The 12,602-nt window shown below is 42.4% G+C and carries 13 protein-coding genes; 9 read left to right on the top strand and 4 right to left on the bottom strand.

The features are described from left to right. Positions 1-72: 72 nt before the first annotated feature. The 3 genes from N8M66_RS01525 to coaA all read right to left on the bottom strand — a co-directional run bounded on the left by N8M66_RS01525 (position 73) and on the right by coaA (position 1,883). Positions 73-606: a DNA topology modulation protein gene (locus N8M66_RS01525; protein ID WP_261045185.1), complete on the bottom strand. Its 534-nt coding sequence runs from the start codon at positions 604-606 to the stop codon at positions 73-75. Between the two features lie 52 nt (positions 607-658). Beyond that, positions 659-895, bottom strand: coding sequence for a 30S ribosomal protein S20 (rpsT, locus tag N8M66_RS01520; RefSeq protein WP_001274000.1), 237 nt, complete (start codon positions 893-895; stop codon positions 659-661). Between the two features lie 67 nt (positions 896-962). Continuing rightward, positions 963-1,883, bottom strand: coding sequence for a type I pantothenate kinase (gene coaA / locus N8M66_RS01515; protein ID WP_261045184.1), 921 nt, complete (start codon positions 1,881-1,883; stop codon positions 963-965). Positions 1,884-2,055: 172 nt separating this feature from the next. Between coaA and N8M66_RS01510 the strand changes: the two genes are divergently transcribed. From N8M66_RS01510 to N8M66_RS01475, 8 genes are all read left to right on the top strand, one after another. Then, entirely contained in the window at positions 2,056-2,646 is a 591-nt protein-coding gene (locus N8M66_RS01510; RefSeq protein WP_314725939.1) for a class I SAM-dependent methyltransferase, read from the top strand. Next, positions 2,643-3,920 carry a pyrimidine-nucleoside phosphorylase gene (locus N8M66_RS01505; RefSeq protein WP_261045183.1) on the top strand — a complete coding sequence of 426 codons (1,278 nt, stop codon included), beginning with the start codon at positions 2,643-2,645 and terminating at the stop codon, positions 3,918-3,920. Before N8M66_RS01510 ends, N8M66_RS01505 begins: the two co-directional genes overlap by 4 nt. Positions 3,921-3,939: 19 nt before the next feature. Beyond that, positions 3,940-4,602: a deoxyribose-phosphate aldolase gene (deoC, locus tag N8M66_RS01500; RefSeq protein ID WP_261045182.1), complete on the top strand. Its 663-nt coding sequence runs from the start codon at positions 3,940-3,942 to the stop codon at positions 4,600-4,602. After that, positions 4,589-4,978 (top strand): cytidine deaminase, encoded by a 390-nt coding sequence (locus tag N8M66_RS01495; protein WP_261045180.1) that lies wholly within the window; start codon positions 4,589-4,591, stop codon positions 4,976-4,978. Before deoC ends, N8M66_RS01495 begins: the two co-directional genes overlap by 14 nt. Before the next feature lie 88 nt (positions 4,979-5,066). Then, complete coding sequence (locus N8M66_RS01490) at positions 5,067-6,119, top strand: BMP family lipoprotein (protein ID WP_049539385.1); 1,053 nt, start codon at positions 5,067-5,069, stop codon at positions 6,117-6,119. Positions 6,120-6,262: 143 nt separating this feature from the next. After that, positions 6,263-7,798 carry an ABC transporter ATP-binding protein gene (locus tag N8M66_RS01485; protein ID WP_261045178.1) on the top strand — a complete coding sequence of 512 codons (1,536 nt, stop codon included), beginning with the start codon at positions 6,263-6,265 and terminating at the stop codon, positions 7,796-7,798. Further along, on the top strand, positions 7,791-8,849 hold the full coding sequence (locus tag N8M66_RS01480) for an ABC transporter permease (RefSeq protein ID WP_060806311.1): 1,059 nt from the start codon (positions 7,791-7,793) through the stop codon (positions 8,847-8,849). Before N8M66_RS01485 ends, N8M66_RS01480 begins: the two co-directional genes overlap by 8 nt. Before the next feature lie 2 nt (positions 8,850-8,851). After that, on the top strand, positions 8,852-9,808 hold the full coding sequence (locus tag N8M66_RS01475; RefSeq protein WP_000029124.1) for an ABC transporter permease: 957 nt from the start codon (positions 8,852-8,854) through the stop codon (positions 9,806-9,808). Between the two features lie 39 nt (positions 9,809-9,847). Here the strand turns inward: N8M66_RS01475 and plsY are convergent, their stop codons facing one another. Further along, positions 9,848-10,489 (bottom strand): glycerol-3-phosphate 1-O-acyltransferase PlsY, encoded by a 642-nt coding sequence (gene plsY / locus N8M66_RS01470; RefSeq protein ID WP_261022025.1) that lies wholly within the window; start codon positions 10,487-10,489, stop codon positions 9,848-9,850. A 135-nt stretch (positions 10,490-10,624) separates the two neighbouring features. Here plsY and parE point away from each other — a divergent pair, with 135 nt between their 5' ends. After that, positions 10,625-12,574: a DNA topoisomerase IV subunit B gene (gene parE, locus N8M66_RS01465; protein ID WP_261045175.1), complete on the top strand. Its 1,950-nt coding sequence runs from the start codon at positions 10,625-10,627 to the stop codon at positions 12,572-12,574. The last annotated feature ends 28 nt before the right edge of the window (positions 12,575-12,602 follow it).

Here is a 12,602-nt window from a genome sequence, read left to right as displayed (position 1 = left end):
TAAATAATGAAGAAAATATTTTGGAAAAAATAGACACTAAAAACGATATTTGTCTTTCGTATAGTGCTAACGTTATCCATGCTGTTTTTTCTTCTTGTTTTCGAGAGTCTTTAAAAAGTAATCTATCTCCTTTTGAGACCTAAGGATAACAACTTTATCTGGATAGGTTTCTTGAATCCACTTGTAGCGTTCCTTAGCGGATTTGCTCCGTCCATCCCAGAGAATCCATCTGATAAACTCCCAATTAAATTGTTCTTGACAACCTTCTGCCATACTTTCTCTGACCTTGCCTCGGTATGTGAGATAACGTTTAAAAGCCCGAAATAGACAAGTCCATGGGGAAAAGTTGAGAAAGATGATTTGGTCAGCTTCCTGCATTCTTTCCTCATAGAAACACCAAGAATAATTACCATCGATGACCCAAGATTCATTCTTTGTTAGAAAGTTTTTCATCTCGGTCAACATCCATTCGCGATCACTGTCTTGCCAACCAGGTTGAAATTGGAGTGTGTCCATGTGAAGTTTTGAGATGGAGTAGTAGTGAGACAACTTTTCTGTCAGAGTTGACTTACCAGCACCAGAATATCCGATAATTGCGATTTTCATTTTCTGCCTTTTCTTATTTGAGGACAAAAAAACAGCCTCTATGGACTGTTTCTTATTTAGCAAGTTTAGCTGAAAGACGAGCTTTATCGCGGCTTGCTTTGTTTTTGTGAATCAAACCTTTAGTTTCTGCTTTATCGATAGCTGAGCTAGCAGCACGGAAAAGTTCTTCAGATGGGTTTGCTTCGAAAGCTTTGATAGCAGTACGCATAGCTGATTTTTGAGCTGAGTTTTTTTCGTTTTGTTTAACGTTCAATTCAGCGCGTTTGATAGCTGATTTAATGTTTGCCAATGTTCTTACCTCCATATTTACTAACTATACCATTATATCTGAAAACTTACGTTTTGACAAGGGAAAATTATTTTTTTAAGTAAATTTCATCGATTTCATGGTTCTTTGTTTTATGAAGAATCACTTCAGCACGATTTCTGGTTGGTTCAATATAATTTTGTAGATTTGTGAGATTGATACTGGTCCAGACCTGATGGGCAAAGGACTCCACTTCCCCAATCGGCATTTGAGTAAAACGATAGTAGTAGCTATCGGGGTCGTTTTGGGCTAGGCTCAGCATTTTTAAGAAACGGTCGAGATACCAACTCTCGATGTCATCGACTGAAGCATCAACGTAGATGGAAAAGTCAAAGAAGTCAGTAATGTAGAGACGCTCGTTTTGTGGATTTTGAAAGACATTTATTCCCTCAACAATGACAAAATCAGCAGCTTTAACGCTTTGCTTTTCCTCAGGTACGATGTCGTAGACTTCATGAGAATAGACAGGAATATCTACATCTTGTCCATTTTTGATGCGGTCCAGGAAGTTGAGAAGAGCTTCCATATCATAGCTTTCAGGAAATCCCTTTCGATTTAAAATCCCTTGCTCAATCAAGGTTTGGTTGGGGTAGAGAAAGCCGTCAGTTGTTACCAACTCAACCGTTGCATCTGTAAGTGTACGGGACAGTAGGATTTGAAGTAGGCGACTGGTTGTGGATTTTCCAACGGCAACACTCCCAGAAACCCCAATGATAAAAGGCTGGGCTTTGCTTTCACGTTGAAGGAAAATTCCTTTTGAAAAGGCTAAATCATCCTTGGTACGTTTGTAAATCTGGATGAGATGGGCTAGGGGAAGATAGACATCGGTAACATCCTGCAAGCTAATTTGGTCATTAAAACTCTTGATGGATTCTAATTCCTCTTCTGTCAAAGGAGGTGTCGTCTTTCGATGTAACGATTGCCAAGTCTGGCGACTGATTTTTTCAAAATGTAAAAATTCGTTGGTCATAAGTTTGTCTTTCTGATTCGATATCTTAGTATAGCATATTTTGAGACTAAAAACATCTAGTATCTTATAGAAAAAGTTTCTCTCGATTAAAACAATAATGACAAACTACATCGTATTGTCAAATTACTTGGAAACGATTTAATATTTCGTCAAATTATGGTAAAATAGTTTCATGAGTAAAATGTATTATGCAGAAAATCCTGACGCTGCTCACGATATTCATGAGTTGAGAGTAGAGTTGTTGGGAGAAAAAATGACCTTTTTGACAGATGCGGGTGTTTTTAGCAAGAAAATGGTTGACTTTGGCAGTCAACTTTTGCTCAAGTGTCTAGAGGTCAACCAAGGCGAGACTGTCCTTGATGTAGGCTGTGGTTATGGGCCTTTGGGTTTGTCCTTAGCTAAGGCTTATGGAGTTCAGGTGACCATGGTCGATATCAACAATCGTGCCTTGGATTTGGCGAGACAAAATGCTGAACGAAATAAAGTAGAAGCGACGATTTTCCAGTCCAACATCTATGAACAAGTTGAAGGGAAATTTGACCATGTCATTTCCAATCCCCCTATCCGTGCAGGCAAGCAAGTGGTTCATGAAATCATTGAGAAAAGTAAAGATTTCTTGGGAATTGGTGGAGATTTAACAATCGTTATCCAGAAAAAACAAGGGGCTCCAAGTGCCAAGTCCAAGATGGAAGATGTGTTTGGTAATTGTGAAATCGTCAAAAAAGATAAGGGATACTATATCCTTAGAAGTGTGAAGGAATGAGAGCAGTTGATTTAATCCAAAAAAAACGAGATGGTCAAGAGCTGACTTCAAGTGAAATTGAATGGCTGGTAGAAGGCTATGTGTCAGGAACTGTCCCTGATTATCAGATGTCTGCCTTTGCCATGGCTGTTTATTTCAAAGGAATGACGACACGAGAAATCTCAGATTTGACTATGAATATGGTTCATACAGGTCAAGAGTTTGATTTATCAGCTATTGATGGGGTTAAGGTTGACAAGCATTCTACGGGTGGTGTTGGTGACAAGGTGACCTTGATTTTGGCTCCCCTTGTTGCTAGCTTTGGTGTGCCTGTAGCCAAAATGAGTGGTCGTGGTCTCGGCCATACTGGGGGCACAATTGATAAATTGGAGTCCGTTAAGGGCTATCAAGTCGAGCGCAGTCAAGAGGATTTCATTAATCAAGTGCAGGACATTGGAGTATCTGTTATTGGGCAATCAGACCAGCTGGTCAAAGCGGATAAGCTTCTCTACGCCCTACGTGATGTGACCGCAACTGTCGACACGATTCCTTTGATTGCGAGTTCGGTGATGAGCAAGAAAATCGCGGCAGGAGCGGATGCTATTTTGCTAGACGTAACTGTCGGTGAGGGGGCCTTCATGAAAACGGTTGATGAAGCGCGAGAACTGGCTAAAACCATGGTGGATCTTGGTAAGGCTGTTGGTCGAAAAACAGTCGCAGTGATTACGGATATGAGCCAGCCCTTGGGACGAGCGATTGGAAACCGTCTGGAAATCCTTGAAGCACTGGAGATTTTACAAGGACAAGGCCGTCAGGATATTACCCACTTCATCTGTGAATTGGCTCAAATTATGCTTGGTCTGGCAAATGTAAACAAGACACTTGAGGAAGTTCGCCAACATCTTGAAAATGGACAAGCGCTTGCTAAGTTTGAGGAGATGGTCCAAGCCCAAGGTGGAGATTTAGAAGATCTCTATCGTCCTGTAAATGTAGCCCATGTGGTGGAAATCCCTGCTCAGGAAACAGGTGTCATTTCAGCTCTTCCAGCTATGGAATTTGGGCTTTATGCTATGAGACTGGGGGCAGGCCGTGCAGTCAAGTCTGATGCCTTGGACTATGAGACAGGAATTGTTTTTGAAAAGAAAGTTGGAGATTCCGTTCAAAAGGGAGAAATTGTTGCAAAAGTATACACAAATGGAAAAATTTCTTCTCAGCTAGTTACAGATTTTCAAAAATATGTTAGAATAAATGATAGTGTGCAAAGTTTACGAGAAATTATAGAAATAATTTCATAAACTGCAGGAGAATCCGAATATGAAATTGAATAAATATATCGATCATACACTTTTGAAACAAGATGCGACAGTAAATCAAATTGATTGTTTGTTGTCTGAGGCTAGAGAGTATGATTTTGCCAGCGTCTGCGTCAATCCGACCTGGATTGAATATGCTAAAACAGGGCTTAAAGGCACAGATGTCAAGGTCTGCACAGTAGTCGGTTTCCCACTGGGAGCAACAACTTCAGCCGTGAAAGCATTTGAAACCAAAGAAGCTATCCAAAATGGCGCAGATGAGATTGATATGGTGATCAATGTCGGTGCCCTCAAATCAGGAAATCTTGATTTGGTTGAATCAGACATTCGTGCAGTAGTAGAAGCAAGTGGTGACAAGTTGGTTAAAGTCATTATTGAAGCTTGCTTATTGACAGACCAAGAAAAAATTGTGGCTTGTCAATTAGCCCAAAAAGCGGGAGCTGATTTTGTTAAAACATCTACTGGATTTTCAACTGGTGGCGCTACGATAGCAGATGTTAAATTAATGCGTGAAACAGTTGGATCTGATATGGGTGTCAAGGCTGCTGGTGGAGCTCGTTCTTATGAAGATGCTCTTGCCTTTGTAGAAGCAGGTGCGACCCGTATCGGAACGTCAGCTGGTGTAGCCATTTTAAAAGGAGAATTGGCAGATGGCGACTACTGAGTTGATTGACCTGGCAATTGAAACCAGCAAACATGCCTATGTCCCCTATTCTCACTTTCCTATCGGAGCAGTTTTAGTGGCAAAAGACGGAAGTGTTTACACGGGAGTGAATATCGAGAATGCTAGCTATCCTTTGACCAACTGTGGAGAACGTACAGCGATTTTTAAAGCAGTTTCCGAAGGTCAAAGAGAGTTTTCAGAATTGATTGTCTATGGACAGACTGAAAAACCAATCTCACCATGTGGTGCTTGTCGCCAAGTAATGGTCGAATTTTTTGAACAAGATCTAAAAGTGACTTTAGTCGCAAAAGATAAATCGACGGTCGAGATGACGGTCGGGGAGTTACTTCCATACTCTTTTACAGACTTAAACTAGTCTGAGCCACTCTCTGAGTGCACGGTCCTTGTGGCCAATCAATCCATACTTGCAACATCGTTGCACATCTTATTTAGGAGGTTCAGTAATGAACAAGAAACAATGGCTAGGCCTTGGTCTAGTTGCAGTGGCAGCAGTTGGACTTGCTGCATGTGGTAACCGCTCTTCTCGTAACGCAGCTTCATCTTCTGATGTGAAGACAAAAGCAGCAATCGTCACTGATACTGGTGGTGTTGATGACAAATCATTCAACCAATCAGCTTGGGAAGGTTTGCAAGACTGGGGTAAAGAACACAATCTTTCAAAAGATAAAGGTTTTACTTATTTCCAATCAACAAGTGAAGCTGACTACGCTAACAACTTGCAACAAGCGGCTGGAAGTTACAACCTAATCTTCGGAGTTGGTTTTGCCCTTCACAATGCAGTTGAAGAAGCAGCAAAAGACCACTCTGACTTGAACTATGTCTTGATTGATGATGTGATTAAAGATCAAAAGAATGTTGCGAGCGTAACATTTGCTGATAACGAAGCTGCTTACCTTGCAGGTGTTGCAGCAGCTAAAACAACTAAAACAAAACAAGTTGGTTTTGTAGGTGGTATCGAGTCCGAGGTTATCTCACGTTTTGCAGCTGGATTTAAAGCTGGTGTTGAGTCAGTAGACCCATCTATCAAAGTACAAGTTGACTACGCTGGTTCATTTGGTGATGCTGCTAAAGGTAAAACAATTGCAGCAGCACAATACGCAGCTGGTGCAGACGTTGTTTACCAAGCAGCAGGTGGAACAGGTGCAGGTGTCTTTGCAGAAGCTAAATCACTCAACGAAAGCCGTTCTGAAAGTGAAAAAGTTTGGGTTATCGGTGTTGACCGTGACCAAGTGGGAGAAGGTAAATACACTTCTAAAGATGGAAAAGAATCAAACTTTGTTCTTGTATCTACTTTGAAACAAGTTGGTACAACTGTAAAAGATATTGCTAACAAGGCAGAAAAAGGTGAATTCCCTGGCGGTCAAGTGATCGTTTACTCATTGAAAGATAAAGGGGTTGACTTGGCAGTGACAAACCTTTCAGAAGAAGGTAAAAAAGCTGTTGAAGATGCTAAAGCTAAAATCCTTGATGGAAGCGTAAAAGTTCCTGAAAAATAATGGATGGAAGTCATTTCTTAGGAAGCGGCCCTCGGCCGCTTTTTTAAGAGTTGAGACAAAGTCATTTTGTCTCAGTAAAGCTTGCTACTAGACAAACTAGCAAGTTTTATTGAAATAAAATAAGACTCTGAAAGGAAGAGCACATGGCACACGAAAATGTCATTGAGATGCGTGATATTACCAAGGTGTTTGGTGAATTTGTTGCCAACGACAAAGTCAACCTGCACCTACGAAAAGGTGAAATTCATGCACTTTTAGGAGAAAATGGGGCTGGTAAGTCCACGCTAATGAATATGTTAGCAGGGCTTCTTGAACCAACCAGTGGTGAAATTGCGGTCAACGGTCAAGTTGTCAACCTCGACTCACCATCTAAAGCAGCTAGCTTGGGAATCGGAATGGTTCATCAGCACTTTATGTTGGTAGAGGCTTTCACAGTGGCTGAAAACATCATTTTAGGAAGTGAATTGACTAAAAATGGTGTGTTAGATATCGCTGGAGCTAGCAAAGAAATCAAGGCTCTTTCTGAACGTTATGGCTTAGCTGTGGACCCTTCTGCCAAGGTAGCAGATATCTCAGTTGGAGCCCAACAACGTGTAGAAATTTTAAAAACCCTTTATCGGGGGGCTGATATCCTTATCTTTGACGAACCAACGGCTGTCTTGACTCCATCAGAAATTGATGAGTTGATGGCTATTATGAAAAATCTTGTCAAAGAAGGAAAATCAATTATCTTGATTACCCACAAGTTGGACGAGATTCGCGCAGTTTCTGACCGCGTTACAGTTATCCGTCGTGGGAAATCAATTGAAACAGTCGAAATTGCAGGGGCTACCAATGCTGATTTGGCAGAAATGATGGTGGGACGTTCTGTTTCCTTTAAGACAGAGAAGCAAGCTTCTCAACCAAAAGAAGTGGTCTTATCAATCAAAGATTTGGTGGTCAATGAAAACCGTGGTGTCCCTGCTGTTAAAAATCTATCCTTGGATGTTCGTGCGGGAGAGATTGTTGGGATTGCGGGGATTGATGGAAATGGTCAGTCTGAACTGATTCAAGCCATTACAGGCCTTCGCAAGGTTGAATCTGGTAGCATTGAGCTAAAAGGAGATTCAATTGTAGGCTTGCATCCACGTCAGATTACAGAGTTGAGTGTTGGGCACGTTCCAGAAGACCGTCACCGTGATGGTTTGATTTTGGAAATGATGATTTCTGAGAATATTGCCCTTCAAACCTACTACAAAGAACCACATAGTAAAAATGGAATTTTGAACTATTCAAATATTACTTCTTATGCTAAAAAGCTAATGGAAGAATTTGATGTTCGTGCTGCTAGTGAGTTTGTTCCAGCAGCGGCTCTTTCAGGAGGAAATCAACAAAAAGCAATTATTGCTCGTGAAATTGATCGAGATCCTGAACTCCTTATCGTCAGCCAGCCAACTCGTGGTTTGGATGTCGGTGCCATTGAATATATCCACAAACGCTTGATTGAAGAGCGTGATAACGGTAAGGCTGTCCTTGTTGTCAGCTTTGAACTAGATGAGATTTTAAACGTCTCAGACCGTATTGCCGTTATCCACGATGGGAAGATTCAAGGTATTGTATCACCAGAAACAACCAATAAACAAGAACTTGGTGTCTTGATGGCTGGTGGAAACTTGGGAAAGGAGAAGAGTGATGTCTAAAAAATTACAACAAATTTCGGTTCCCTTGATTTCTGTCTTCTTAGGAATTTTGCTCGGAGCCATTGTCATGTGGATCTTCGGTTATGATGCTATTTGGGGCTACGAAGAATTATTTTATACAGCCTTTGGTAGTCTGCGTGGGATTGGGGAAATCTTCCGTGCTATGGGGCCATTGGTCTTGATTGGTCTTGGTTTTGCCGTTGCCAGTCGTGCAGGTTTCTTTAACGTCGGACTTCCTGGTCAGGCTTTGGCTGGTTGGATTCTCAGTGGTTGGTTTGCCTTGTCGCATCCAGATATGCCACGTCCTTTGATGATTCTAGCAACTATCGTAATTGCCTTGATTGCTGGTGGGATTGTCGGAGCGATTCCAGGTATCCTTAGAGCTTATCTAGGGACATCAGAGGTTATCGTAACCATCATGATGAACTACATTGTCTTGTATGTAGGAAATGCCTTTATCCATGCCTTTCCTAAAGACTTCATGCAAAGTACAGATTCGACCATTCGTGTTGGGGCTAATGCAACCTACCAGACACCTTGGTTAGCTGAGTTGACTGGTAACTCGCGGATGAATATCGGTATTTTCTTTGCTCTCATTGCCGTTGCAGTCATTTGGTTCATGCTCAAGAAAACAACTCTTGGTTTTGAAATCCGAGCGGTTGGTCTCAATCCTCACGCATCAGAATACGCTGGTATTTCTGCAAAACGAACAATTATCCTCTCTATGATTATCTCAGGTGCTTTGGCTGGTCTTGGTGGAGCTGTTGAAGGTCTGGGAACCTTCCAGAACGTCTATGTTCAGGGGTCATCCTTAGCTGTCGGATTTAACGGGATGGCGGTTAGTCTGCTTGCAGCCAACTCACCAATTGGTATTCTCTTTGCAGCCTTCCTGTTTGGTGTTCTCCAAGTTGGAGCCCCAGGTATGAATGCGGCGCAGGTACCGTCTGAGCTTGTCAGCATTGTAACAGCGTCTATTATCTTCTTTGTCAGTGTTCATTACCTTATCGAACGCTTTGTCAAACCGAAAAAACAAGTTAAAGGAGGTAAGTAAAGATGTCTATTACAACCTTGCTCACCCTCTTGGTGTCTTCTATGCTGATTTACTCAGCGCCCCTCATCTTTACAAGTATCGGTGGTGTTTTCTCTGAACGTGGTGGTGTGGTAAACGTCGGTCTTGAAGGAATTATGGTTATGGGTGCCTTTTCTGGAGTTGTCTTTAACCTTGAATTTGCAGAACAATTTGGAGCAGCAACTCCATGGCTATCTTTGCTTGTAGCAGGATTGGTTGGTGGTCTCTTCTCCATCATCCACGCAGCAGCGACGGTTCATTTCCGTGCAGACCATGTTGTCAGTGGTACGGTATTGAACTTGATGGCGCCAGCCTTGGCTGTTTTCTTGGTTAAAGTTCTTTATAACAAAGGACAAACCGACAACCTAAGTCAAACTTTTGGACGCTTTGACTTCCCAGTCTTGGCAAATATCCCAGTCATTGGTGATATCTTCTTCAAGTCAACTAGTCTTCTTGGTTACTTGGCGATTGCCTTCTCATTCCTTGCTTGGTTTATCCTCTTCAAGACTCGCTTTGGTCTTCGTCTCCGCTCTGTCGGTGAACACCCTCAAGCAGCGGATACCTTGGGAATCAACGTCTACAAGATGAGATATCTAGGAGTTATCATTTCAGGTTTCCTAGGTGGAATTGGTGGAGCTATTTATGCTCAATCCATCTCAGTTAACTTCTCAGTGACAACTATTGTTGGACCTGGATTTATCGCCCTTGCTGCGATGATCTTTGGAAAATGGAATCCAATCGGAGCCATGCTTTCTAGTCTTTTCTTTGGACTTTCACAAAGTTTGGCTGTTATCGGTTCTCAATTGCCATTCCTACAAGGAGTGCCTGCGGTTTATCTTCAAATCGCACCTTATGTTTTGACAATACTTGTCTTGGCAGCCTTCTTTGGAAAAGCAGTCGCACCAAAAGCAGATGGTATTAACTATATCAAATCAAAATAAGCATACAAAAAAACGTCAGTTCATTCATGAACTGACGTTTTATTTTTTAGGATGTTGGTTGGTTAGGTTCAATCCCCAAGGGACCAAATTTTCAGTTTTGTTTTTGATACGAGCGATATTGTCCTTATGGCGAATGATAATCAAGCTAGCAAGAGCTAGGATAATAGCGATGAAGAGAGGATCATAGTTGCTCAGGATAAAACCAAAAAGTGGAAAGAGTAGAACTCCGATGACGGCTGCGATAGATGCTGTGACACTAGATAGTGAAATCATACTACCCAGATAGAGGGTTCCAAAGAAAACAACCGCTAGGTAGAGACAGAAGACAGGTGCAAAACCGAAAATCACTCCCGCACTGGTTGCGACAGCCTTGCCACCCTTAAATCCTGCAAAGATAGGGAAGGTATGACCAATAACAGCCAAAAGTCCAAAGATGAGAGGCGAAACGCCTTGCAGATGAAACATAATCGGAAGAAGCGTTGCTAGGGTTCCTTTGAAAAAGTCAATGACAAAGGTTGCCATACCAGCTTTCTTGCCTAAAATGCGGAAAGTATTGGTTGTTCCAGTATTGCCAGAACCATGCTCGCGCAGATTGATTTGAAAGAATACTTGTCCAATCCAGAGACCAGACGGAATCGAACCCAGCAGATAAGCTAGGATTAATAAAACTATTGTAATCATACTACTATTATATCATGAAATGGAAAAGAAAGGCAGAGAATCACTTCTGAAATTGTCACACCGGAGAAAGAAAAATTTTGCAAAATCCTTGGAAAACTTGTAGAATAGTAAAGATGAACGAATAGGAGGTTCCTTGTGTCAAAAAAGGAAATCAATATTAACAATTATAATGATGATGCCATTCAGGTGCTAGAAGGGTTGGATGCGGTCCGAAAACGTCCAGGGATGTATATCGGATCAACCGATGGTGCGGGTCTCCACCACCTAGTCTGGGAAATCGTCGATAATGCAGTCGATGAAGCCTTATCTGGATTTGGTGACCGTATTGATGTGACTATCAATAAAGATGGCAGTTTGACTGTGCAAGACCACGGACGTGGGATGCCGACGGGGATGCACGCTATGGGGATTCCAACGGTTGAAGTAATCTTTACCATTCTTCATGCAGGAGGAAAATTTGGTCAAGGTGGTTATAAGACATCAGGTGGTCTCCACGGGGTTGGATCTTCCGTTGTAAACGCCCTATCAAGCTGGTTGGAAGTTGAAATTACCCGTGATGGTGCAGTTTACAAGCAACGTTTTGAAAATGGTGGCAAACCTGTTACGACTTTGAAGAAAATCGGTACAGCGCCTAAGTCTAAGACAGGTACCAAGGTTACGTTTATGCCTGATTCGACTATCTTTTCTACGACAGACTTCAAGTACAATACCATTTCAGAGCGCCTCAATGAATCAGCTTTTCTCTTAAAAAATGTGACCTTATCTCTGACGGACAAACGAACAGATGAAGCGATTGAATTCCACTATGAGAATGGGGTACAAGACTTTGTTTCTTATCTGAACGAAGACAAGGAAACCTTGACTCCAGTCCTTTACTTTGAAGGGGAAGACAATGGTTTCCAAGTGGAAGTAGCCCTCCAGTATAATGACGGATTTTCAGATAACATTCTATCCTTTGTCAATAACGTTCGCACCAAGGACGGTGGAACGCACGAGACAGGACTTAAGTCTGCCATTACCAAGGTTATGAACGACTACGCGCGTAAGACAGGTCTTCTCAAGGAAAAAGATAAAAACCTTGAAGGGTCAGACTATCGTGAGGGACTTGCTGCCGTTCTTTCTATCTTGGTTCCTGAAGAACACCTCCAGTTTGAAGGACAGACCAAGGACAAACTAGGAAGCCCACTAGCTCGTCCAGTTGTGGACGGAATAGTGGCTGATAAGTTGACCTTTTTCCTTATGGAAAATGGAGAATTGGCTTCTAACCTCATCCGCAAGGCTATCAAGGCGCGTGATGCTCGCGAAGCTGCACGTAAGGCGCGTGATGAGAGCCGTAATGGTAAGAAAAATAAAAAAGACAAGGGCTTATTGTCTGGAAAATTGACCCCAGCCCAGTCTAAGAATCCTGCTAAGAATGAACTCTATCTGGTTGAGGGGGACTCTGCCGGTGGTTCTGCCAAACAAGGCCGTGACCGCAAGTTCCAGGCAATCTTGCCCCTTCGTGGTAAGGTTATCAATACAGCCAAGGCCAAGATGGCGGATATCCTCAAAAATGAAGAAATTAACACCATGATTTATACTATTGGCGCGGGTGTTGGGGCAGACTTCTCTATTGAAGATGCCAACTATGACAAGATTATTATTATGACCGATGCGGATACCGACGGTGCCCATATCCAGACCTTGCTCTTGACATTTTTCTACCGCTATATGCGTCCGTTAGTTGAGGCAGGTCATGTCTATATCGCCCTTCCGCCTCTTTACAAGATGTCCAAAGGAAAAGGCAAGAAAGAAGAAGTGGCCTATGCTTGGACGGACGGAGAGCTAGAAGAACTCCGTAAACGCTTTGGTAAAGGGGCTACCCTCCAACGCTATAAAGGTCTTGGTGAGATGAATGCGGACCAGCTCTGGGAAACAACTATGAATCCAGAAACCCGTACCCTCATCCGTGTTACGATTGAAGACCTAGCACGAGCAGAACGTCGCGTCAATGTCCTCATGGGAGACAAGGTCGAACCACGACGTAAGTGGATTGAGGATAATGTCAAGTTTACGCTGGAAGAGAGTGGGGGAGTTATTTTTTAAAATAGTGAGATAAAAATCCTCTAAAGAA

Source organism: Streptococcus mitis (genome assembly GCF_946188585.1).
Classification (GTDB): Bacteria; Bacillota; Bacilli; order Lactobacillales; family Streptococcaceae; genus Streptococcus; species Streptococcus mitis_DG.
The sequence above is the reverse complement of the archived record's forward strand: the minus strand, read 5'-3'. Positions and strand labels throughout refer to the sequence as shown.